Below are 20,522 nucleotides of genomic sequence, written 5' to 3'. Positions count from 1 at the left end.
CGCATCGCCCCCCATCGCACCCCCATCGCACCCCCATCGTGCCGAACGTGCACTCCCTGCGAGTTTTTCGCAGTAGGTGCACGCTCGGCGTGAGGCAGGGGCGGGCGGCGTGAGGCAGGGGCGCTCGAAGAGAGCCGGGCGATCGGAGGGAACGAGCGGGGCCGGCTACCGCAGCACCGGCGCGGTGGGGGTGAACACCACCGGCATCGCCTCGGGGCCGACGACGAAGTTGGCCCGCCGCAGCGGCAGCGGGTCATCGGAGGCCAACCGCAGATCCGGCAGCCGCTGCAGCACCCGGTGGGTCATCATCGCCAGCTCCAGGCGGGCCAGCTGGTTGCCCAGACAGAAGTGGGTACCGAAGCCGAACGCCAGGTGACTGTTGGGGTCGCGGGTGATGTCGAAGCGTTCCGGCTCGGTGAAGACGGCCTCGTCGAAGTTGGCGGACTCGAACAGCAGCAGGATCTTCTCGCCCTCGTGCAACTCGGTGCCGTGGTACTCGATGTCGCGGGTGAGGGTGCGGGCCATGTTCTTCACCGGCGTGGTCCAGCGCAGCATCTCCTCGATGGCCGACGGCATCAGGTCCAGATCACCGCGCAGCCGGTCCCACTGGTCGCGGTTGCGCAGCAGGGCTTCGACCCCGCCGGACAGGGTGTGCCGGGTGGTCTCGTCCCCGCCGATGAGGATCAGCAGCGTCTCGGAGACGATCTGCTCGTCGGTGTGGCGGTCCCCGTCGACCTCGGCGTGCACCAACACGCTGGTCAGGTCGTCGGTCGGGTTGGCCCGCCGCTCGGCGATCGTCTTCATGGTGAACTCGGTGTAGGCCAGGTTCGCGTCGATCGAGGCCTGCCAGTCCGCCTCCTCCACCGTCGAGGACAGCGCGCACACCAGGTCGTCGGACCACTTCAGCAGGGTGCCGCGGTCCTGCGGCGCCACCCCGAGCATGTCGCCGATCACCGCCATCGGCAGCGGCGCGGCGATATCGCGGACGAAGTCGCACTCGCCACGTTCGCAGACGGCGTCGATGAGCGTGTCGCACAGGTCGGCGATCGGCGGCCGCTCGGCGTGCACCTGCTTGCGGGTGAACCCGGCGTTGACCAGCTTGCGCCGCATCAGGTGCTCGGGGTCGTCCATGTCGATCATGTGCGGCAGCGCGGGGATGCCCGGCCGGATCCCGCCGGCGTTGGAGAACACCTCCGGGGTCCGTTCGGCCTCGATCACCGCCTCGTAGGTCGACGCCGCCGCCAGCCCCTTGCGATCCCGGAACACCGGCTGGTTGGCCCGCATCCAGCCGTATGCCGCGCGCACCGAACCGTCCGCGTACCCCGTGCCGTCGGTCAGGTCGATGTCGGGCACGGTGGTGGTCATCGCTACCGGACCTTCCTCACTGGGGAGTCAGTTCGCCGGCGGCACTTCCCGGGCATCGCCGAACGTCATCTCGACATTGGCAGACGATTGGGTGACCAGGGCACGTTTCGGCAAACCCAGTGCGGTCAGTTCGACCGCGTAGGGGTGGTCGCCGAGCCGCAGCCGCGCCCCACCCAACCGGAATCGCATACCGGAATTGCGCATCTCCCAAGGGATTTCACGGGTGACGCCGTCGGCGTGGCTGTAGGTGGTCAGCACCTGCGGGCGGTTGGTCAGCCGGGAGGGGACCGGCAGGCCGGCGCCGAATTCGATCCCGGCGATCAGCCGGCCGTCCTCGCTTACCTCGAAGTCGAACTTCGGCCGTTCCCGGACGGTGAAATCGGCCATGATCTTCGGGAAGCCCCAGATCTGGCGGCCGGCCGCCAGCGTGAAGCTCTGGTTCACCGGCAGGTGGTGGATGAAGGCCGCCGCCGAGCGCAGCGCGAGCGGCCCACGGCCGGTGCGGCCGGGCGGGTTGACCATCACCGCGGTGCCGAACTCGTGGTACTGGCCGAGGTCACCGTCGTGGTAGCGGACCAGCATCAGCATCGCCAGCGCCCGGCCCGGCCGGTGCTGGCAGACCGTCAACCCGCTGTAGTCGATGAGCCGCTGGGCGTTCGGCGCGGCGACCGAGAAGACGGCGACGTGGGTGTCGGCCCGACGGATCCGCACCGGCATGGTCAGCACGGTGTCGGCGATCCGGTAGGTGGAGGGCGGCGAGGGGGTGGTGGAGCTCATGTCCCCAATCTAGATCAGGGTGGCCAGCTCCCGGACCTGGTCGGCGCTGCGCGCGGTCACCACCATCATCGTCACCCCGGCGGCCTCCCAGACCTTGATCTGCTCACGCACATAACCGATGTCGCCGACGATCACCGCGTCGTCGACCAGTTCGTCGGGGATGACGTCAGCCGCCTGGTCCTTGCGGTCGCTGCGGAACAGGGCGGTGACCTCGTCGACCACCTCCGAGTAGCCCATCCGGCGGTAGACGTCGGCGTGGAAGTTCGTGTCCTCGGCGCCCATGCCGCCCATGTAGAGCGCCAGGTAGGGCTTGATCCCGGCGAACGCGGCGGCGCGGTCGTGGGTGATGACGACCTGGGCGGTCGCGCAGATCTCGAAGTCCTCGCGGGTGCGACGTGCGCCGGGGCGGGCGAAGCCCTCATCGAGCCACTCGTTGTACATGTCGGCCAGCCGCGGGGTGTAGAAGATCGGCAGCCAGCCGTCGGCGATCTCGGCGGCCAGCGCGATGTTCTTCGGCCCCTCCGCACCCAGCATGATCGGGATGTCGGCGCGCAGCGGGTGGGTGATCGGTTTGAGGGTCTTGCCCAGCCCGGTGGTGCCCTCCCCGGTCAGCGGCAGCGGGTAGTGCGGGCCGGGGCTGGCCACCGGCGCCTCCCGCGCCCACACCTGGCGGAGGATGTCGACGTACTCGCGGGTGCGGGCCAGCGGCTTGGGGAAGCGCTGCCCGTACCAGCCCTCCACGACCTGCGGCCCGGAGACACCCAGGCCCAGGATGTGGCGGCCGCCGGAGAGGTGGTCGAGTGTCAGCGATGCCATCGCGCACGCGGTGGGGGTGCGCGCCGACAGCTGGACCACCGAGGTGCCCAGCCGCATCCGGGTGGTGGCCGCGCCCCACCACGCCAGCGGGGTGTAGGCGTCCGACCCCCACGCCTCCGCGGTGAAGACGGTGTCGAAGCCGGCCTCCTCGGCGGCGGCGACCAACTCGGCGGTGTTGTCCGGGGGTTGAGCGCCCCAGTACCCCAGTTGCAGACCCAGCTTCATTAGACCGCCTTCCGACCGTTGCTTGCCACCGTTGTTAGAACCTGTTCTACTCGTTGCCGTGACTGCGAGCCATAGCCGCCCGGTGCAGATCGATCCGCATGAGCCGCCTCTTTCCGCGCCGTTGAAACTGTCGTTCGACTACACCCGTTCGGTGGGGCCGACCCTGGGCGCGTTCTTCACCGCGTTGCGCGAACGCCGCATCCTCGGGGTGCGCGGTTCCGACGGCCGGGTGTTGGTGCCCGCCGCCGAATACGACCCGGTCAGCTACGAACCGCTGAGCGAGATCGTACCGGTGGCCTCGGTCGGCACCGTGGTGTCCTGGACCTGGCAATCCGAACCGGTCGAGGGCCAGCCGCTGGACCGCCCGTTCGCCTGGGCGCTGATCCGCCTCGACGGCGCCGACACCGCGCTGCTGCACGCGGTGGACGCCGGCAGCCCGGAGCAGATCACGACCGGCGCCCGGGTGTACGCGCACTGGGTCGACGAGCCGATCGGCGCCATCACCGACATCGCCCACTTCGCGCTCGGCGACGAGGCGGAGCCGACCGGCCCGCCCAGCGAAGCCGACCCGGTGAGCATGGTGATCACCCCGATCGCGCTGCAGATCGACCACACCGCCTCCCCCACCGAGAGCGAATACCTGCGGGCCCTCAAGGAGGGCACGCTGCTCGGTGCGCGCGACGGCGCCACCGGCAAGGTCTACTTCCCCGCTCGGGAAGCCGACCCGGCCACCGGCAGGCGCACCACCGAACTGGTCGAGGTGGCCGACACCGGCACCATCACCACGTTCGCGATCATCAACATCCCGTTCGCCGGGCAGAGCATCAAACCGCCGTATGTGGCCGCCTACGTGCTGCTCGACGGCGCCGACATCCCGTTTTTGACCCTGGTCGCCGAGGTCGACGCCCACGAGGTGCGGATGGGGATGCGGGTGCAGGCGGTCTGGCTGCCGCGTGAGCAGTGGACCTACGGCATGGAGAACATCGAGTACTTCCGGCCGACCGGGGAGCCGGACGCCGACTACGACACCTACAAACATCACCTGTGAGGGGAAGCTGCCGATGAGTACCCGCGATGTCGCGGTGGTGGGCTTCGCCCACGCTCCGCATGAGCGCCGCACCGATGGCACCACCAACGGCGTCGAACAGCTGATGCCGTGTTTCGCCGCCCTCTACGACGAGCTGGGCATCACCAAGGCCGACATCGGCTTCTGGTGTTCGGGGTCGTCGGATTACCTGGCCGGGCGGGCGTTCTCGTTCATCTCGGCGATCGACTCGATCGGGGCGGTGCCGCCCATCAACGAGTCGCACGTGGAGATGGACGCGGCCTGGGCGTTGTATGAGGCCTACATCAAGATCCTGACCGGCCAGGTGGACACCGCGCTGGTCTACGGGTTCGGCAAGTCCTCGGCCGGGATGCTGCGCCGGGTGCTGGCCCTGCAGACCGACCCCTACACGGTGGCGCCGCTGTGGCCGGACTCGATCTCGCTGGCCGGGCTGCAGGCCCGCGCCGGGCTGGACGCCGGGACCTTCACCGCCGAGCAGATGGCGCAGGTGGCGCTGGACTCGTTCGCGCGCGCCGAGCGGGTTGACTCGGTGGACGGCGCATCGAGCATCGAGGAGTTGCTCGACCGGCCGTTCTACGCCGACCCGCTGCGCCGCCACGACATCGCCCCGATCACCGACGGCGCCTCGGCGATCGTGCTGGCCGCCGGCGATCGGGCCCGCGAACTGCGGGAGCGCCCGGCCTGGCTCACCGGGTTCGAACACCGCATCGAGACCCCGGTGCTCGGTGCGCGGGACCTGACCACCTCGGCGTCGACCGCGGCGTCGGCGGCCACCGCCACCGGCGGCGACCCCGGCTCGATCGAGATCGCCGAGTTGCACGCCCCGTTCTCCCACCAGCAGCTGATCCTGACCGAGGCGATCGGGCTGCCCGCCTCGGCGACGGTCAACCCGTCCGGGGGCGCACTGACCGCCAACCCGATGTTCTCCGCCGGGCTCGAGCGCATCGGCTTCGCCGCCCGGCACATCTTCGCCGGCCAGGCGTCGCGGGTGCTGGCCCACGCCACCAGCGGGCCCGTGCTGCAACAGAACCTCGTCGCCGTGATGGAAGGGCGCTAGAGCCATGGGCAAACAGCTGGCCGCGGTGCTGGGCACCGGACAGACCAAATACACCAAGGCGCGTCACGACGTGTCGATGAACGGCCTGGTGCGCGAGGCCATCGACCGGGCGCTGGCCGACTCCGGGTCGACGTTCGCCGACATCGACGCGGTGGTGGTCGGCAAGGCGCCGGACTTCTTCGAGGGCTCGATGATGCCGGAGCTGTTCATGGCAGATGCTGTGGGCGCCACCGGCAAACCGCTGATCCGGGTGCACACCGCCGGGTCGGTGGGCGGGTCCACCGCGATCGTGGCGGCCAGCCTGGTCCAGTCCGGCAAGTACCGCCGGGTGCTGGCGATGGCCTGGGAGAAGCAGTCGGAGTCCAACGCCATGTGGGGGCTGTCGATCCCGGTGCCGTTCACCAAACCGGTCGGGGCCGGCGCCGGCGGCTACTTCGCCCCGCACGTGCGGGCCTACATCCGCCGCTCCGGCGCCCCGGATCACATCGGGGCGAAGGTGGTGGTCAAAGATCGGCTCAACGGGGCCAAGAACCCGCTGGCGCACCTGCACCAGCCGGATATCACCGTGGAGAAGGTGATGGACTCGCAGATGCTGTGGGATCCGATCCGCTACGACGAGACCTGCCCGTCCTCCGACGGGGCGTGCGCGGTGGTGATCGGCGACGAAGCCGCCGCCGAGGCGCGGGTGGCCGCCGGTGAGCCGGTGGCCTGGATCCATGCGACCGCGTTGCGCACCGAGCCGCTGGCCTACGCCGGGCGCGACCAGGTCAGCCCGCAGGCCGGTCGCGACGCCGCGGAGGCGCTGTGGCGCGACGCCGGGATCACCGACCCGCTGGACGAGATCGACGCCGCCGAGATCTACGTGCCGTTCTCCTGGTTCGAGCCGATGTGGCTGGAGAACCTCGGGTTCGTACCCGAAGGCGAGGGTTGGAAGCTCACCGATGCGGGCGAGACCGCGATCGGCGGGCGGCTGCCGGTCAACCCGTCCGGCGGGGTGCTGTCCTCCAACCCGATCGGGGCGTCGGGGATGATCCGTTTCGCCGAGGCAGCCATCCAGGTGATGGGCAAGGCCGGTGACCACCAGGTGCCCGATGCGCGTAAAGCGCTGGGGCATGCCTACGGTGGCGGCTCGCAGTACTACTCGATGTGGGTCGTGGCGTCCGACAAGCCGGAGGGGTGACACCGTGAAATACACCTGCAGCATCGCGATGGGGCCGATCGACCAGCTGACCGAGCTGGCGCGCACCGCCGAGGAGGTCGGCTTCGACGCGATCGCGCTGCCGGATTCGCTGTTCTTCATGGAGAAGGCGGCCGCCGACTATCCCTATACCCCCGACGGGTCGCGGATGTGGGACGAGAACACCCCGTGGGTGGACCCGCTGATCGCCACCGCCGCGATGGGGGCGGTCACCTCGACGCTGCGGTTCTACACCAATGTGCTCAAACTGGGGTCGCGCAATCCGCTGCTACTGGCCCGACAGGTCGGCTCGGTGGCGAACCTGACCGGTAACCGATTCGGGCTGGGCGTCGGAATCGGCTGGGCGCCGGAAGAATTCGAGTGGTGCGGCGTGCCCTACGCCCGCCGCGGTGCCCGGGTCGATGAAATGATCGAGGTCATCAAGCTGGTGCTGGCCGGCGGGATGGTGGAATTCCACGGCGAGTTCTTCGACTTCGACCGGCTGCAGATGAGCCCGGCGCCCACCGAGCCGGTGCCGTTCTACGTCGGCGGACACACCGAGCCCGCGCTCAAGCGGGCCGCCCGGGTCGGGGACGGCTGGACGTCGGCGATGATGACGTGCGCGCAGCTGGCCGAGACCATCACCCGGATCAACGAACTGCGCACCGAATACGGCCGCACCGACCTGCCGTTCGAGTTCCAGGCCGTCTGCGTGGACAAGTTCGACGTCGACGGGCACCGTGAGCTGGCTGAGGCCGGGGTCACCGACAACATCGTGGTGCCGTGGCTGCTCTACGGGCACGGCTTCGGCGCGCCGCTGGCCGACAAGCAGGACGCCATGAAGCGGTTCGCGGAGACCTTCATCCACTCCGGCTGGCAGGACTAGTTCGACGTCACCGCTGCGCGAACTCCGGCAACCGAGCGGCGATCTGCTCCCAGGACAGCTTGTTGGCGGCGATGTCGAGCATGAAGCCCTCGGCGGCGTCCACGTCCAGGTTCGCCGACAGCCGATGACCGTTCAGCCCGAGCAGCAGCCAGCAAGCCGCCCACCCGGTGCGTTTGTTCCCATCGGCCAACGACTGGGTGGTGGTCAACGAGTGCAGCAACGCGGCGGCCTTGTCCCAGACAGCCGGATAGGCGTCGGTGCCGAACACGGTGGCGGCCGGACGCATCAGGCACGACTCGAACAAGCCCGGGTCACGCACCAACGGCCGGAAGCCACAGGCGCACTCGGCGGCGAAGAGGATCTCGTCGCGGGTGGGCAGATCGATCACGCCAGGCGCTTGTTCAACTCAGCCGAACGCTCGGCGATCTCGTGCGCCAGCGCCCGCACCCTGCCGGCACGGTCGTGAGCGGTGTCGAGGATCGCCTGTTTGGCGAACGCTCGCATCGAGGTGCCGGCACTGCCGGCGGCAGCACGCACCGCCGCGAGTTCCTCGTCGGTGAACTCGACGTTGAGAGCCGGCATGACCCACCCCTAAGACAGTTGGTACCAAGAAGGTACCAGCGGGGATCGTCTGCAGGTAAGGAAATACCGTTTCGTGTGCACCACCGGCGTTCAGGCCAACCGTTCGACCCGCTGGCCGGTGAGGGCGGCGATCGTTTCGAAGTCCTTGTCGACGTGCAGAACGGTCAGACCGGCCAGTTCGGCGGTTGCAGCGACCAGTAGGTCCGGGATACCCGGCCCTCGGTGCTGGCCACGGTCAGCCAGCAGCAGTTGAATCTCGACGGCGCGGTCCTCGGCCGCTGGCGTGACGTACTCGATCGGCATCAACGACAGCGGTGGCGAGGTGGCCTCCGCGTGCGCCTGTGCCGCCGTGCGAAATGAGTAACCGATCTCCAGTCGAGTGACGGTGCTCAGCCGGAGCAGGCCGCGGTCGATGCGCTCCATCCACATCTCGGCGTCCAGTGAGGTCGCGAGACGGGTGTAGGCCGACTTGTCGACCAGCCAGACAGTCACCGCCACGCGGCGTCCATCACGCTCGGGTCATCGAGATCGGCTGCTGCCGCCGCAGCGCGCTGCAGATCTTCGCGGGCGACCTTTTCATCGCCCCGCCCTCGCCGGCGCTCCGCTTCGAACCGGCGGCGCAGATACTCCTGCCGCGATAACCCACGGGCCGCCGCGGCCGCGTCGATCTGCGCCACCGCAGCCTTCGACAATCCCCTGATCAACACGTCCGCCACCGCGTCCACCTCCTGATATTTACGATATCGCACCGGTGCGAGGGCGCCATCAAAAGCGGCTACACCTCCCCCAGCCCCGCCCGGTACCGCTCCGCCAAGTCGCGGTAATGCGGCGGGTTGGCCTGCACCCACAGTTGCGCGCCGGTGCCGGCCAACGGGCCCTTGACCTTCGCCGGGGCGCCGACGGCCAGCACACCCTCGGGGATCTGGGTGCCGGCCAGCACCAGCGCCCCGGCGGCGACGAGGCTGCCCGCACCGATCACCGCGCCGTCGAGCACGGTGGCCTGGTTGCCGATCAGGGCCTGCGCACCGATCCGGGCGCCGTGCACCAGGCACAGGTGCGCGACGGTGGCGTCGGATCCGATCTCCACCGCAGCGCCGGGCACACCGTGCAGCACCGCGCCGTCCTGCACGTTGGCGCCGGCGCGCACGTAGATGGGGGCGTCATCGCCGCGCAGCACGGCGTTGAACCAGACCGAGGCGCCGGCCTCGATCGTGACATCGCCGATCAGGGTGGCGGTCGGGGCGACGAACGCGTCAGCGGCCACGGTGGGGCTCTTACCCTCGAAGGAGAACAACGGCATACAGCCAGATATATCGCAGTGCCGCGCCCACCGCGGTTGACCGGGACATATTGCACAACACCCGGACAAAACAGTAACGTGTTCTAGTAACCAGCGAGTGGAGGTAGCAGGCGACATGAGCGAGGTCCGCGAGATCGACACCGGGACGCTGCCGGACCGGTACGCCCGAGGATGGCACTGCGTGGGGGTGGCCGACAGTTTCCGGGACGGCAAACCGCACGCCCTGCACGCCTTCGGCCGCAAACTGGTGGTCTTCGCCGACTCCCAGGGCGCGCTGCACATCCTCGACGGCTACTGCCGGCACATGGGCGGCGACCTCACCCAGGGCACCATCAAGGGCGACGAGGTGGCCTGCCCGTTCCACGACTGGCGCTGGGGCGGGGACGGCCGCTGCAAGCTGGTGCCCTACTCCAAGCGCACCCCCAAGGCCGCGCGCACCCGGTCCTGGCCGACCGATGAGCGCGGCGGCCTGCTGTTCGTCTGGCACGACCACGAGAACAACCCGCCGCAGCCGGAGGTCCGGATCCCCGAGATCCCGGAGGCCACCAGCGACGAGTGGACCGACTGGCGGTGGAACTCGATGGAGATCAACTCCAACTGCCGCGACATCATCGACAACGTCACCGACTTCGCGCACTTCTTCTACATCCACTACGGGATGCCGACCTACTTCAAGAACGTCTTCGAGGGCCACATCGCCTCGCAGTACCTGCACAACGTCGGCCGCGCCGACATCACCGACATGGGCACCGCCTACGGCGACACCAAGCTGGACTCCGAGGCGTCCTACTTCGGTCCGTCGTTCATGATCAACTGGCTGCACAACAGCTACGGCGAGTTCAAGGCCGAGTCGATCCTGATCAACTGCCACTACCCGATCAGCCAGGACAAGTTCGTGCTGCAGTGGGGGGTCATCGTGCAGAAGCCCAAGGGGCTGGATGAGAAGACCACCGACAAACTGGCCGATGCGATGACCGAGGGAGTCTCCAAGGGCTTCCTGCAGGACGTGGAGATCTGGAAGCACAAGACCCGCATCGACAACCCGCTGCTGGTCGAGGAGGACGGGGCGGTCTACCAGCTGCGCCGGTGGTACTCGCAGTTCTACGTCGACGCCGCCGACGTCACCCCGGAGATGACCGACCGGTTCGAAATCGAGATCGACCCCACCGCGGCGAACCGCAACTGGCAGGCCGAGATCGACGCCAACATCGAAGCGCAGGCCGAGCAGAAGGAAAAGGCCGAGCAGGGTTCGTGAGGTTTCGCGCATGAGCAGCGAGGGCCGGCGGCCCAGCGTCGAGCAGGTGGCGCAGTCCATGCTGTTCCTCTACGGCGCGCACGACGACGACCACGACCACGCGCACGGCGACAGCGGTCCCGGTGCCGGAACCTGGGCGAAGGCACCGAGTTTCGCCGACGACCCGCAGCGCGCCGCCGCGATCGCCGAGGCCAGCCGCCGCGACCGGGAGCGCTACCTCAACGAGGGCCTGACCGAGGTAGCCTGCCGCTTCTGCCACACCACGGTCGAGGTCAAGAAGTACGACACCGGCTACACCGCGGTGCAGTGGAATTCCCGCGCCACCGACCAGTGCGCCTACTTCGCCGAATTACGTGCCGAGGGCGGCGATCCCAGCCGGGCGCCGGCCTGTCCGCGGCTCCATGACAGCATCAACCACGCCGTCGCAGAAGGGGTGTTGGAGACCCGGTCGGAGGAGTAGGCGCGCGCGGACGCCCGGCTCACAGCCCGGCGAAGCGTTCCCGGACCTGCTCGGCGGTCAGCCCGTAGTCGGCCAGCGCGTAACTGTGCTTCGGGGCGCGCGGGCCCCGCTTGCTCGCGTCGTGGTGCTCGCGCATCGCCGTCAGCGCCTCGTCGGTCAACGTCAGGTCGAAGTGCCGGTAGATGTCCTGCATCGTGCCGATCGGGTCAGCGGTGAAGTCGAAGTAGTCGACGTCGTAGAACTGCTTCGGGTTCTGCTGTGCCCGAACGGTGTTGAACCTCTCCAGCCCGCGCGACCAGGTCTCCAGCGCGTCGCGGCCGATCTGTTCGCCGACGAACCGGTGCGACCAGCCCGCGGTGGTGTGCTGGGCCAGCGAGCACATCGAGGCCATGATCGTCTCGGCCGGCCGGTGACACTGGATCACCAGCGCGTCGGGGTACACCTCGAACAGCGCGTCGAGGGCGAACAGGTGGCTCGGGTTCTTCAGCACCCAGCGCTTGCCGACGTCGTTGAGCCCGATCAGCTGCAGGTTGCGACGGTGCCGCCGGTAGGACGGAGTCCAGTCCTGCTCCGCCAGCCAGGCCGCGTAACCGGGCACATGGGCCAGGGTTTCGTAGGACACCGAGTGCAGCGACTGGCGCAGCAACTGCCAGCACTCCTCGAGCTCATCGGCGGTCATGAAGTGCAGCCCGGTGTAGCCGGGGTTCTCCTCGTGGTGGCGGGCGAACCCGTCCTGCAACTGCCGGAAGACCGGGTTGGTCTCCCAGGTGTCCCGTGGCGGGCGCGGCTGCGGGAACTCCGGGAGCCACATCTGCAGGCCCTGGTGGCCGGGGTCGGCGCCCAGCAGCCGGTGCAGCGCGGTGGTACCGGTGCGGGGCAGCCCGGTGACGAAGATCGGCCGCTCGATGGTCACGTCGGCGTACTGCGGGTGCTGCTTCCAGGACGCCTCGGACAACAGCCGCGCCACCAGGGCGCCGCGCAGGAAGAACCGGGACATCTTGCTGCCCAGCTCGGTCAGGCCGGCTTCGTCGCGGTAGGACTCCAGCAACACGGCCAGGGCCCGGCGGTGGTTGTCCTCGTCGGGACCGAAATCGTCGAGGCCGACCATCTTGGTGGCCGAGGCGTGCAGGTCCTCGACGGTTCCGACATCGGTGCGTGCGCTCATCAGGATTTGTACTCCCCACAGTTGACGTCGAGGGTGTGCCCGGTGATGCCGCTGGCCAGGTCGCTGGCCAGAAACAGGATCGCCGAGGCAACCTCGTCCTCGGTGGGCAGGCGTTTCAGGTCGGAGTTGGCGGCGGTGGCGTCGTAGATCTGGTCCACGGTCATGTTGTACTTGCCGGCCTGGTGGGCGAAGTAGCCCTGCAGCGTTGTACCCCAGATGTACCCGGGGGCAACGGAGTTCACCCGGATTCCGGCCGGCCCCAGCTCGGAGGCCAGCGACTGCGACATCGCCAGCAACGCGGACTTGGCCATCTTGTAGGCGCCGTATTTGGGCTGGGAGTGCCGGATCACCATCGAGTTGACGTTGACCACCGAGCCGTTGGCCTCGGCGAGCGCCGGGGCGAAGGCCTGGGTGAGCCGCAGCGTGCCGAGCACGCTGAGCTCGATGGCATCGCGGATGTGCTCGAAGGTGGTCTGGCCCAACGGTTTCATCGACGGCACCCGGAACGCGTTGTTGATCAGCACGTCCACCCGCCCGTAGGTCTGCTGCGCGGCGGCGACCAGATCGTCGACGGCTGCGTCGTCGGTGATGTCGGTCGGCACCGCCAGGGCGCGCCTGTCGGTCTCGCGCACCAGGGCGGCGACCTCCTCGAGTCGTTCGGCGGTGCGCGCGGCCAGCACCAGGTCGGCGCCGTCTTGCGCGCAGCGGCGGGCCAGCGTAGTGCCGAGCGCGGGACCGACCCCGCTGATCACCACAACCTTGCCGTCCAGCAGCCCACTCATCTGTTCACCCCAGCATCCGGTTGGCGATCTGTTGCTGGCGCAGCGCGATCCGTGCGCGCCAGGCGGTTTCGGAGATCCGGTTCGTCGTGTGGTGCGGCAGCGCTTCGGCCACCGAGTCGATGTCGACCAACCGCACCTGCGGGCCGTCGGCTTCGGTGAGCGGGCGGGAGAGCCGCTGCCAGCGGAACTGGAGGAAGCCGCGGCGGCGCCCCAGGGTCTCCACCCAGTTGGTGATCCCGGGGTTCTGCGCGGAGACCACGACACGGATGTTGCCGTCCGGATCCACCTGCGCCTGAGTGCCGTTCAGCGAGGTCTGGTGGTTGATGTAGTCCAGCGAGATGTACCACATGCTGCCCAACTGGAAGCCGAGGTAGGGCGCGTCACCGGCGGGCACCGTGATGACCAGCGCCTGGTGCGGGGCCAGATCGAAGTGCCCCACCGAGGAGTACTGGGTGGCCAGCCCGCCGGGGGTGAGCCGCGGGGCGGTCATGGTGTTGGGCTCCAGATCGAGGTAGAACCACTGCGGGAACGCCAGCCAGGTCTTGACCCGGTTGACAAGTTGGGCGCCGGCGACCGCGTAGCGCTTTTCGATCAGTTCCCGGGTGGGCGGTGCCGGCGCGGTGCCTGCGGTGTCGGTGCGGGCGATGGCCAGCGTGCCGCGCTGGGCCGACCAGTCGTTGTAGACCTCCCGGATCACCAGCTGACCCGGCCCGTCCGGGGTGATCCGCCATTCGAATCCGCCGTCGGCGTCGACGTCGAGTTCGCGGTCGTCGAAGGCCGCCTGGCTGACCGGGACGTGGTCGTCGGTGTACTCCCCGCCCAGCAGCTGGAAGCTCAGGTCGGTGGTGGTGCCGCGCCTGCCGGTCACGACGTATTCGTGCCCGCCCCGCAGCCGGGCCCCGAAGTAGAGGGTGTCGGGGTTGTCCAGGCCCATCTTGGTGAACGGTCCGGTGCCCGAGAGCAGGAAGGGGTGTTCGCGCTCATGATGGAAGGTGGTGTGGGTGCAGGCCGCGATGCCCTGGGCGAGGTACTGCAGGCCTTCGACCAGGTCGTCGTCGGTCTCGATGTGCGGGGCCTGCACGACCAGGCGCTCTGCCTCGGCGATCGCGTCGGCCAACGGTTGGGAGAACAGCACCGCACCTCCAGCGGGTCGCCGCAGCCACCGCGACAGCGGTTCATTATTGAACCTCAGCGGTAGATTATCTTCCCGGAGACTAGGCCGCGCGGCCCGCCGCCGTCAACCCAGCGGTTCATTAACGTGCCGAACTGGTACATTATTGACATGACTTCGCCGGCGGGCCGCTCGTCGCCGCCTGCGGCCCGGGTGGTCGCGGTGCTCGACTTCCTGGCCCGCCACCCGCACGAGGGGTTCGGGCTGTCGGAGTTGGCCCGCCGCACCGAGCTGAGCAAGCCCACCTGCCTGGGCATCGTGACCACCCTGACCGGCGCCGGCCTGCTGGTGCGCGGCCCCGAGGACAAGAGCTACCGGCTCGGGCCCGCCCTGATCGCACTCGGGCACGCCGCCCAGGAGTCCATGCGGGTGAGCCCCGCCGCCCGCGCGGAACTGCGCGACCTGTCCGCGGCGTTCGACACCACCGCCGCGCTCGCCGCCGTCATCGACGACCGCATCACCCTGCTGGAACTGGTGTCACCGCCGGGCACCACGCCGCCGGTCCCGGTCGGGCAGAGCTACCCGTTCGCGCCGCCGGTCGGGCTGATGTTCGTACTCTGGGACGACGATGCGCTGCGCGGCTGGCTGGCCCGCGAACCGACCATGCCGCTGACCACCGACGGCGACCGGTTGGACCGGGTGATCGCGCAGTGCCGCGCCACCGGCTACCTCGTCGAACGCCTCACCCCGGCCGGGCGGCGCCTCTACGGGCTGATGGCCGGGATGTCCGACAGCCTGCCCGACGAACTGGCGGCGTTACTACCCGAACTGGTCGCCGACATCGGCGAACGGGTGTACCTGCGCGACGAGCACCCCGGCCGCGGCCGTCACGACATCAGCGTGATCGCCGCGCCGGTCTACGACCACCATCAGCGGCAGGTGATGGTGCTGTCCCTGCAGATCGGCGCGGCCCTCACCGACGCCGAGATCACCAAGCGGGCGCGTCGGCTCACCGCCGCCGCCGACGTGCTCACCGGCCGGCTCGGCGGACGCAAGCCGGCGTTCGACTGAGGGAGGATTCCGGATGGAGAAGGTGCTCATCCTGCTGCGCCGCAACGACTCCGACGAATCGTGGTGCGAGCGGCTGCGCGGCCCGGTCGCTCGCGAACTGCTGGGAACGGACCCGCCGGGCCTCACGGTCAACGTGCGCGACGACGCGGTTGCCGAGACCGCCTTGCAGCTGACCACGCTGGATCCGCCGGTGACCGCGGTGGTGACGGTGTGGACCCGGCAGTGCTACGGCGAGCAGGTGCGGGCGATCGTCGAACTCCTGCGCGGTGAGGCCGATGCGGTGGCGGCGTACCTGGTGACCGAATCGACGCCGTTGCCACCGCCGGATCCCGGTGCCGGACAACGCACCCCCGGGCTCGCCAACGTGGCGCTACTGCGCCGGCCGGCCGACCTCGACCGACGGACCTGGCTGCACCGCTGGCAGGTCGAGCACACCCCGGTGGCGCTGGCCACCCAGGCCACCTTCGGCTACACCCAGAACACCGTCGTCCGTGCCCTGACCGCCGACGCGCCCGCCGTGGACGGGATCGTCGAGGAACTGTTCCCCGCGGCCGCCGCCACCGACCCGCTGGCCTGGTACGGCGCCGCCGACGACGCCGAGCTGCAGGAGCGGCTGGGCCGCATGCTGGCCTCCATCACCCGGTTCGGGGCGGACACCGACATCGACACCGTGCCGACCAGCCGCTACCTGCTCCGCAGTCCGTTCAGCTGACCGGGGCTCAGAGCGCCTTGAGCGCGTTGACCACCTGGGGTGGCAGCGCGGTGTTGACGCACTGCAGATCGTGCAGCGGGGTGCGCAGCGCCCGCAGTTCGGCGGCCACGTCCGGGTGGGCGTCGAAGTAGCCGTGGTAGCCCTCGCTGACCTGTCCGGGCGGCTCGTTGTTGATGTCGATCAGCGACTGATTGACGTCGGGGTGGCGGGCCAGGTAGCCGTTGATGCCGTCGGCCACGGTGCGCACCACGGCCGGGTTGCACGGGTCCGCCGGGGCGGCGTGCGCGACCGGCACCGCCAGCAGCAGCGGCGCGGCCACCACCGCGCCGGCGAGCACCCGGCGCAGCTCAGCGGTGAGAATCATGGTGTCGTCCTTCCGTCGGGGCGCGGGGCCGTCCTCGGGGCCTCCGCAACGGGATGGAACGAGCCTAAGCGCGGTTTCGCTGAGCGAATCCTGAAAATTTCCGGCCTCGCGGGGCGGCTCGCCCGCGGCTCAGGCGCACTGCTGGGACAAGGTGACCAGCGCCTGCCGCACGTGCGGGTGCCGCTGGAGGTAGCTGAGCACCGGATCGGGGGACCCGGGTGATTCGGCCCGGCCCTTGTCGGCGAGTTCCTGCTTGATGTCCGGGTGGCGCTGCAGGTAGGCGTCGACGGACTGTCCCACCGTGGTGTCGCACTGCTGCGGGTCGGCGGCGGCCACCGGCGATCCGCCCACCAGCGCGACGGCGATTCCGACCAGAGCGATCCCGGCGCGAAGTCGCCGTCCGGAGCCACCGGGAAGTGCGGTCATCGGGGGGCTCCCTTCGTGTCGGCGGACCACGTTCCAACGTACGCCTGGATGCAGACACCGCGTGGCGAAGGGGGCGGGCCGGCGCGGCCCCGTCTGGGGCCGACCCCGCCGATCGCCGCGACCGTACCGGCCGGCAACCCGCTCATCGGCGCACCCCGGCGTCCGGTCTGCGACCCGAGGCGGGGCTGGCGGCCGCCCCGGGGCCGCGGCCGGTCGTCCGGCGGAAGGCTTCGCCGGCGTCCGTGTCGACGAAATGGCAGTCTCCGCGGGCGGTGAACGGTTCGGCCAGTTGACGCAGATACGCCGTCGGATAGTTGGGCTTTGCCGCCATACCGAGATCGTCGGTCGTGAATTGGCGCTTCGGATCGTACGAATACGTGCGATACAGGTGGTCCCAGAGCAAGGTGAACAGCCCGAAGTTGACGTCACCGACGCCAGCCCACTTCAGGTGGTGAAACCGGTGGCCCTCGTTGAGGGCGAGGATCGAGCGCAACCGTCCGACCCGATAGTCGACATTGGCATGCTGGAGAAGCAGCTGTACCGCGACACAGACCGCAAGCGCCGAAGCGACCTGCACCGGAATACCCATGAGGATCAGGGGAAGCACGCCGCCAACCATCTCCAGGGTTTGGTGGAGCGGATGCTTCATCAAACCGTTGAGGCCGTAGCATCGCCGGATGCTGTGATGCGCCGCGTGTAACCGCCACAACCAGCCGATCTTGTGGCTGGCCAGGTGAACGGTGGTGATGCCGAAGTCGGCCACCAGCACCGCGATCAGCAGCTGCACGGCGAACGGCAGCGAGGCAGGCCACCAGCGGTGAAACGGTGTCACCGCAGCTAATAACGGGATGACCGCGACGCTGGCCACGATGAAGGTTTCGTTGACCACGGCATGGGCGGCGTCACGGCCCGCATCATCCAACGCCGTGTTCCACTCGGGGCGGTACGGGAGGATGCGCTCGGCGAAAAACGAGCATCCGACCGCCAACACGATCACGACGACCAACCAGGATGCCGACCCGCGCGCGGCCAACAGGGCGGCCGCGCCGTTGACGCCGACGAGCATGAAAGGGACGTAACCGTAGCGAATTAGGTATTTCCACATGCCGATCACAGTCGCGCACACACGGCCGGTCGCGCTTGTACAGATCGGTCGTCTTCGCCGAACGTGGGTCGACTAGGCCCAGACCAGGTTCCGGCTCGCCTCGCTGGGCGACAACCCGAACATCTCGTGACAGACGCGATTGGCGTGGGCGCTGTCGGTGAATCCGGCCGCGTGCGCGGCATCGGTCAGCGACGCACCGCACTGCAACGATTCGACCGCCAACCGCAGCCGCACCCATCGGACATAGGTGGGGACGGACTGGCCCACCTGCTCGTTGAACAGGCGGCTCAGCCGCCCCGGCGACAGCGAGACGGCCCGGGCGATCGAGGACAATCGCACGGTGCCGGGCAATGTTTGAGCGATCAACTCGACCGCCGCACGCACGCCGGGATGCCAGCCGTCTCGACCGAGTGGACCCTGTTCGTCCGCCGGTTTCCGGATCCGATCGAGCAGCATGGCCGGATCATGAACCGCAGGGCCCACGATGTCACCGAGCACCGCACCTGCGGCCGCCCACTGCCGCACATCGTCGCCGGAGTCGAGGAGCCCGGCGACCGCCGAGCGGGCGGGTGCCGCGGGGTCGAGAAACACCAGGGTTGCATCGACAACGTCGTCCACTACACGGATGGAATGTTCACGCCCGGAGGCGATGACTGCCGCCGACGTCACGAGTGAACGGCCCTGTCCGTCGGAGAGTTCGAAGAGACCCGAACGGGCGCACACGATCTGAGTCGCCACGTGGTAGTGGCGCCGCGCATCCGACAACGCACCGACGTAACACCAGGCGCCTTCAGTCACCGCGAGCGCGCCGGACCAGGGCGTCGCGGGAGCGGGGTCGGCGTCCATCTGTGAGACGATCTCACAGACCGGGCGTCAGCCCTTCTGGCCGGCCTGCTCCCGCTGGATCTCCAGCGCGATGTCGATGAGCTGGTCCTCCTGGCCGCCGATGAGCTTGCGTTGACCGGCCCGGTGCAGCAGCTCGTGGGCGGGCACCCCGTAGCGCTCGCCCTGGCGCACCGCGTGCTTGAGGAAGCTGGAGTACACCCCGGAGTAGCCCATGATCAGCGCGTTGCGGTCCAGCACGCACTCGGCGGGCATGGCCGGGCGCACCACGTCCTCGGCGGCGTCGGCGATGTCGAAGAAGTCGATGCCGGTCTTGACGCCGATCTTGTCGAACACCCCGATCAGCGCCTCGACCGGGGCGTTGCCCGCCCCGGCGCCGAACCGGCGCACCGACCCGTCGATCTGCTTGGCGCCGGCGTAAACCGCCTCCACCGAGTTGGCCACGCCCAGCCCGAGGTTCTCGTGGCCGTGGAAACCGACCTGCGCGTCGTCACCGAGCTCGGCGACCAGCGCCGCCACCCGGTCGCGGACGTCGGCGAGCACCAGCGCCCCGGCCGAGTCGACGACGTAGACGCACTGGCAGCCGGCGTCGGCCATGATCCGCGCCTGGGCGGCCAGCTTCTCCGGCGGCAGGGTGTGCGCCATCATCAGGAAACCGACGGTCTCCAGCCCCATCTCGCGGGCCTTGCCGAAGTGCTGCACCGACACGTCGGCCTCGGTGCAGTGGGTGGCGATCCGGCAGATCGAGCCGCCGTTGGCCTGGGCCTGCTTGATGTCGTCGACGGTGCCCACGCCGGGCAGCATCAGAAACGCGATCCGCGCGTCGCGCACGGTCTCCGCGGCCAGCTTGATCAGCTCCTGGTCGGGCACCTTGGAGAAGCCGTAGTTGAAGCTGGACCCGCCGAGCCCGTCGCCGTGGGTGACCTCGATGACCGGCACGCCCGCGGCGTCGAGCGCCGAGACGATCGCGCGCACCTCATCCTGGTCGAACTGGTGGCGCTTGTGGTGCGAGCCGTCCCGCAGCGACGTGTCGGTGATGCGGATGTCGAAGATGTTGTCGGTCATTTACTGCCTCCTGCCACGCTCGCCATCTCCTTGGCGATCTCCTCGCCGACCTTGGTGGCCGCGGCGGTCATGATGTCCAGGTTCCCGGCGTAGGGCGGCAGGTAGTCGCCCGCACCCTCCACCTCGACGAAGGTGGTGACCAGCGCCTGGCCGCCGGAGTTGATCGACGGCTCGTCGAACTGCGGCTCGTTGAGCAGCCGGTAGCCGGGCACGTAGGTCTGCACGTAGGACACCACGTCGTGGATGGACTGGGTGATCGCGTCCCGGTCGGCGTCCTCGGGGATGGCGCAGAAGATGGTGTCGCGCATGATCATCGGCGGATCGGCCGGGTTCAGGATGATGATCGCCTTACCGCGGTCCGCTCCCCCGATGGTCTCCACGCCCCGCGAGGTGGTCTTGGTGAACTCGTCGATGTTGGCCCGGGTGCCCGGGCCCGCCGAGACACTCGAAACGCTCGCCACGATCTCGGCGTAGGGCACCTTCACCACCCGCGAGACCGCGTAGACGATCGGGATGGTGGCCTGCCCACCGCAGGTGATCATGTTGATGTTGGGGGCGTCGAGGTGCTCATGCAGGTTGGCCGGCGGGATGACCGCGGGCCCCACCGCCGCCGGGGTGAGGTCGATGGCCCGGATGCCCGCCTCCTCGTACCGGGGCGCCGCGTCGCGGTGCACGTAGGCGCTGGTCGCCTCGAACACCAGGTCCGGCTTCTCATCCTGGGCCAGCAGCCAGTCCACGCCCTCGTGGGTGGTCTCCAGCCCGAGTTTGCGGGCGCGGGCGAGCCCCTCGCTGTTCGGGTCGATACCGACCATCCAGCGCGGCTCCAGCCACTCCGACCGCAGCAGCTTGTAGAGCAGATCGGTGCTGATGTTGCCCGATCCGACGATCGCGACGGACGCCTTCTGCGGCATT

Annotated in this window: 25 protein-coding genes; 8 read left to right on the top strand and 17 right to left on the bottom strand. The window is 69.2% G+C overall.

Features of this window, described 5'->3' with window-relative positions; genetic code table 11:
- Positions 1 to 165: 165 nt before the first annotated feature.
- From AWC30_RS12570 to AWC30_RS12560, 3 genes are read right to left on the bottom strand one after another with little or no spacing between them, the layout of a single operon-like run.
- On the bottom strand, positions 166 to 1,365 hold the full coding sequence (locus AWC30_RS12570) for a cytochrome P450 (protein WP_085110558.1): 1,200 nt from the start codon (positions 1,363 to 1,365) through the stop codon (positions 166 to 168).
- Positions 1,366 to 1,392: 27 nt separating this feature from the next.
- Complete coding sequence (locus AWC30_RS12565) at positions 1,393 to 2,142, bottom strand: acetoacetate decarboxylase family protein (RefSeq protein WP_085110557.1); 750 nt, start codon at positions 2,140 to 2,142, stop codon at positions 1,393 to 1,395.
- A 9-nt stretch (positions 2,143 to 2,151) separates the two neighbouring features.
- Positions 2,152 to 3,183: an LLM class F420-dependent oxidoreductase gene (locus AWC30_RS12560; RefSeq protein ID WP_085110556.1), complete on the bottom strand. Its 1,032-nt coding sequence runs from the start codon at positions 3,181 to 3,183 to the stop codon at positions 2,152 to 2,154.
- Positions 3,184 to 3,241: 58 nt separating this feature from the next.
- On the opposite strand from AWC30_RS12560, the gene AWC30_RS12555 reads away from it, so the two are divergent.
- Genes AWC30_RS12555 through AWC30_RS12540 form a run of 4 tightly spaced genes read left to right on the top strand, consistent with a single transcriptional unit; the run spans position 3,242 to position 7,369 of the window.
- A complete protein-coding gene (locus tag AWC30_RS12555) occupies positions 3,242 to 4,231 on the top strand; it encodes a Zn-ribbon domain-containing OB-fold protein (protein WP_085110555.1) in 990 nt (329 codons plus the stop codon).
- A gap of 13 nt (positions 4,232 to 4,244) precedes the next feature.
- Positions 4,245 to 5,306, top strand: coding sequence for a thiolase family protein (locus tag AWC30_RS12550; RefSeq protein ID WP_085110554.1), 1,062 nt, complete (start codon positions 4,245 to 4,247; stop codon positions 5,304 to 5,306).
- A gap of 4 nt (positions 5,307 to 5,310) precedes the next feature.
- Positions 5,311 to 6,486 carry a thiolase family protein gene (locus tag AWC30_RS12545; protein WP_085110553.1) on the top strand — a complete coding sequence of 392 codons (1,176 nt, stop codon included), beginning with the start codon at positions 5,311 to 5,313 and terminating at the stop codon, positions 6,484 to 6,486.
- A gap of 4 nt (positions 6,487 to 6,490) precedes the next feature.
- Positions 6,491 to 7,369 carry a TIGR03619 family F420-dependent LLM class oxidoreductase gene (locus tag AWC30_RS12540; protein ID WP_234808067.1) on the top strand — a complete coding sequence of 293 codons (879 nt, stop codon included), beginning with the start codon at positions 6,491 to 6,493 and terminating at the stop codon, positions 7,367 to 7,369.
- A gap of 7 nt (positions 7,370 to 7,376) precedes the next feature.
- On the opposite strand, the gene AWC30_RS12535 is transcribed toward AWC30_RS12540, so the two are convergent.
- From AWC30_RS12535 to AWC30_RS12515, 5 genes are all read right to left on the bottom strand, one after another.
- A complete protein-coding gene (locus AWC30_RS12535; protein ID WP_085110551.1) occupies positions 7,377 to 7,757 on the bottom strand; it encodes a type II toxin-antitoxin system death-on-curing family toxin in 381 nt (126 codons plus the stop codon).
- On the bottom strand, positions 7,754 to 7,951 hold the full coding sequence (locus tag AWC30_RS12530; RefSeq protein ID WP_085110550.1) for a hypothetical protein: 198 nt from the start codon (positions 7,949 to 7,951) through the stop codon (positions 7,754 to 7,756). The genes AWC30_RS12535 and AWC30_RS12530 overlap by 4 nt, the downstream gene beginning before the upstream one ends.
- Before the next feature lie 90 nt (positions 7,952 to 8,041).
- Positions 8,042 to 8,449 (bottom strand): PIN domain nuclease, encoded by a 408-nt coding sequence (locus tag AWC30_RS12525; protein ID WP_085110549.1) that lies wholly within the window; start codon positions 8,447 to 8,449, stop codon positions 8,042 to 8,044.
- On the bottom strand, positions 8,440 to 8,667 hold the full coding sequence (gene vapB, locus AWC30_RS12520; protein WP_085110571.1) for a type II toxin-antitoxin system VapB family antitoxin: 228 nt from the start codon (positions 8,665 to 8,667) through the stop codon (positions 8,440 to 8,442). Before vapB ends, AWC30_RS12525 begins: the two co-directional genes overlap by 10 nt.
- 59 nt (positions 8,668 to 8,726) lie before the next feature.
- Positions 8,727 to 9,251, bottom strand: a complete 525-nt coding sequence (locus tag AWC30_RS12515; protein WP_085110548.1) for a gamma carbonic anhydrase family protein — start codon at positions 9,249 to 9,251, stop codon at positions 8,727 to 8,729.
- Positions 9,252 to 9,366: 115 nt separating this feature from the next.
- Here AWC30_RS12515 and AWC30_RS12510 point away from each other — a divergent pair, with 115 nt between their 5' ends.
- Both AWC30_RS12510 and AWC30_RS12505 read left to right on the top strand, forming a co-directional pair.
- Complete coding sequence (locus AWC30_RS12510; protein WP_085110547.1) at positions 9,367 to 10,506, top strand: 3-ketosteroid-9-alpha-monooxygenase, oxygenase component; 1,140 nt, start codon at positions 9,367 to 9,369, stop codon at positions 10,504 to 10,506.
- Between the two features lie 10 nt (positions 10,507 to 10,516).
- The gene (locus AWC30_RS12505) at positions 10,517 to 10,966 is read left to right on the top strand and encodes a hypothetical protein (RefSeq protein WP_085110546.1); all 450 of its coding nucleotides are present in this window, start codon (positions 10,517 to 10,519) and stop codon (positions 10,964 to 10,966) included.
- A gap of 19 nt (positions 10,967 to 10,985) precedes the next feature.
- Here AWC30_RS12505 and AWC30_RS12500 read toward each other — a convergent pair whose 3' ends face one another.
- From AWC30_RS12500 to AWC30_RS12490, 3 genes are read right to left on the bottom strand one after another with little or no spacing between them, the layout of a single operon-like run.
- A complete protein-coding gene (locus tag AWC30_RS12500; protein WP_085110545.1) occupies positions 10,986 to 12,131 on the bottom strand; it encodes a sulfotransferase family protein in 1,146 nt (381 codons plus the stop codon).
- Complete coding sequence (locus AWC30_RS12495) at positions 12,131 to 12,913, bottom strand: SDR family oxidoreductase (RefSeq protein ID WP_085110544.1); 783 nt, start codon at positions 12,911 to 12,913, stop codon at positions 12,131 to 12,133. The genes AWC30_RS12500 and AWC30_RS12495 overlap by 1 nt, the downstream gene beginning before the upstream one ends.
- Positions 12,914 to 12,917: 4 nt before the next feature.
- Positions 12,918 to 14,045 carry a hypothetical protein gene (locus tag AWC30_RS12490; RefSeq protein ID WP_085110570.1) on the bottom strand — a complete coding sequence of 376 codons (1,128 nt, stop codon included), beginning with the start codon at positions 14,043 to 14,045 and terminating at the stop codon, positions 12,918 to 12,920.
- Between the two features lie 150 nt (positions 14,046 to 14,195).
- Between AWC30_RS12490 and AWC30_RS12485 the strand changes: the two genes are divergently transcribed.
- Positions 14,196 to 15,095 carry an IclR family transcriptional regulator gene (locus AWC30_RS12485; protein WP_109562048.1) on the top strand — a complete coding sequence of 300 codons (900 nt, stop codon included), beginning with the start codon at positions 14,196 to 14,198 and terminating at the stop codon, positions 15,093 to 15,095.
- A 13-nt stretch (positions 15,096 to 15,108) separates the two neighbouring features.
- Positions 15,109 to 15,807 carry an EthD domain-containing protein gene (locus tag AWC30_RS12480; RefSeq protein WP_085110543.1) on the top strand — a complete coding sequence of 233 codons (699 nt, stop codon included), beginning with the start codon at positions 15,109 to 15,111 and terminating at the stop codon, positions 15,805 to 15,807.
- A 7-nt stretch (positions 15,808 to 15,814) separates the two neighbouring features.
- Here the strand turns inward: AWC30_RS12480 and AWC30_RS12475 are convergent, their stop codons facing one another.
- The 6 genes from AWC30_RS12475 to AWC30_RS12450 form a co-directional block, all read right to left on the bottom strand.
- Positions 15,815 to 16,171, bottom strand: coding sequence for a hemophore-related protein (locus tag AWC30_RS12475; RefSeq protein ID WP_085110542.1), 357 nt, complete (start codon positions 16,169 to 16,171; stop codon positions 15,815 to 15,817).
- A 129-nt stretch (positions 16,172 to 16,300) separates the two neighbouring features.
- Positions 16,301 to 16,597, bottom strand: a complete 297-nt coding sequence (locus AWC30_RS12470) for a heme-binding protein (protein WP_085110541.1) — start codon at positions 16,595 to 16,597, stop codon at positions 16,301 to 16,303.
- Between the two features lie 142 nt (positions 16,598 to 16,739).
- On the bottom strand, positions 16,740 to 17,702 hold the full coding sequence (locus AWC30_RS12465) for a sterol desaturase family protein (protein ID WP_085110568.1): 963 nt from the start codon (positions 17,700 to 17,702) through the stop codon (positions 16,740 to 16,742).
- Positions 17,703 to 17,774: 72 nt separating this feature from the next.
- Positions 17,775 to 18,548, bottom strand: a complete 774-nt coding sequence (locus tag AWC30_RS12460) for a helix-turn-helix domain-containing protein (RefSeq protein WP_085110540.1) — start codon at positions 18,546 to 18,548, stop codon at positions 17,775 to 17,777.
- A gap of 27 nt (positions 18,549 to 18,575) precedes the next feature.
- On the bottom strand, positions 18,576 to 19,610 hold the full coding sequence (dmpG, locus tag AWC30_RS12455) for a 4-hydroxy-2-oxovalerate aldolase (protein ID WP_085110539.1): 1,035 nt from the start codon (positions 19,608 to 19,610) through the stop codon (positions 18,576 to 18,578).
- Positions 19,607 to 20,521, bottom strand: a complete 915-nt coding sequence (locus AWC30_RS12450; protein ID WP_085110538.1) for an acetaldehyde dehydrogenase (acetylating) — start codon at positions 20,519 to 20,521, stop codon at positions 19,607 to 19,609. Before AWC30_RS12450 ends, dmpG begins: the two co-directional genes overlap by 4 nt.
- Between the last annotated feature and the right edge of the window lies 1 nt (position 20,522).

The sequence above is a fragment of the Mycolicibacillus trivialis genome, from assembly GCF_002102395.1.
GTDB lineage: Bacteria > Actinomycetota > Actinomycetes > Mycobacteriales > Mycobacteriaceae > Mycobacterium > Mycobacterium triviale.
The sequence above is the reverse complement of the archived record's forward strand: the minus strand, read 5'-3'. Positions and strand labels throughout refer to the sequence as shown.

Excerpts from the sequence above, each read along its gene's own strand:
- AWC30_RS12485 (WP_109562048.1), top strand. The coding sequence starts at position 14,196 with ATGACTTCGCCGGCGGGCCGCTCGTCGCCGCCTGCGGCCCGGGTGGTC.
- AWC30_RS12460 (WP_085110540.1), bottom strand. The coding sequence starts at position 18,548 with ATGGACGCCGACCCCGCTCCCGCGACGCCCTGGTCCGGCGCGCTCGCG.
- AWC30_RS12510 (WP_085110547.1), top strand. The coding sequence starts at position 9,367 with ATGAGCGAGGTCCGCGAGATCGACACCGGGACGCTGCCGGACCGGTAC.
- AWC30_RS12560 (WP_085110556.1), bottom strand. The coding sequence starts at position 3,183 with ATGAAGCTGGGTCTGCAACTGGGGTACTGGGGCGCTCAACCCCCGGAC.
- AWC30_RS12470 (WP_085110541.1), bottom strand. The coding sequence starts at position 16,597 with ATGACCGCACTTCCCGGTGGCTCCGGACGGCGACTTCGCGCCGGGATC.
- AWC30_RS12565 (WP_085110557.1), bottom strand. The coding sequence starts at position 2,142 with ATGAGCTCCACCACCCCCTCGCCGCCCTCCACCTACCGGATCGCCGAC.
- AWC30_RS12480 (WP_085110543.1), top strand. The coding sequence starts at position 15,109 with ATGGAGAAGGTGCTCATCCTGCTGCGCCGCAACGACTCCGACGAATCG.
- AWC30_RS12570 (WP_085110558.1), bottom strand. The coding sequence starts at position 1,365 with ATGACCACCACCGTGCCCGACATCGACCTGACCGACGGCACGGGGTAC.
- AWC30_RS12550 (WP_085110554.1), top strand. The coding sequence starts at position 4,245 with ATGAGTACCCGCGATGTCGCGGTGGTGGGCTTCGCCCACGCTCCGCAT.
- AWC30_RS12515 (WP_085110548.1), bottom strand. The coding sequence starts at position 9,251 with ATGCCGTTGTTCTCCTTCGAGGGTAAGAGCCCCACCGTGGCCGCTGAC.
- AWC30_RS12545 (WP_085110553.1), top strand. The coding sequence starts at position 5,311 with ATGGGCAAACAGCTGGCCGCGGTGCTGGGCACCGGACAGACCAAATAC.
- AWC30_RS12450 (WP_085110538.1), bottom strand. The coding sequence starts at position 20,521 with ATGCCGCAGAAGGCGTCCGTCGCGATCGTCGGATCGGGCAACATCAGC.
- AWC30_RS12465 (WP_085110568.1), bottom strand. The coding sequence starts at position 17,702 with ATGTGGAAATACCTAATTCGCTACGGTTACGTCCCTTTCATGCTCGTC.
- AWC30_RS12475 (WP_085110542.1), bottom strand. The coding sequence starts at position 16,171 with ATGATTCTCACCGCTGAGCTGCGCCGGGTGCTCGCCGGCGCGGTGGTG.
- AWC30_RS12505 (WP_085110546.1), top strand. The coding sequence starts at position 10,517 with ATGAGCAGCGAGGGCCGGCGGCCCAGCGTCGAGCAGGTGGCGCAGTCC.
- dmpG (WP_085110539.1), bottom strand. The coding sequence starts at position 19,610 with ATGACCGACAACATCTTCGACATCCGCATCACCGACACGTCGCTGCGG.
- AWC30_RS12530 (WP_085110550.1), bottom strand. The coding sequence starts at position 7,951 with ATGCCGGCTCTCAACGTCGAGTTCACCGACGAGGAACTCGCGGCGGTG.
- AWC30_RS12500 (WP_085110545.1), bottom strand. The coding sequence starts at position 12,131 with ATGAGCGCACGCACCGATGTCGGAACCGTCGAGGACCTGCACGCCTCG.
- AWC30_RS12495 (WP_085110544.1), bottom strand. The coding sequence starts at position 12,913 with ATGAGTGGGCTGCTGGACGGCAAGGTTGTGGTGATCAGCGGGGTCGGT.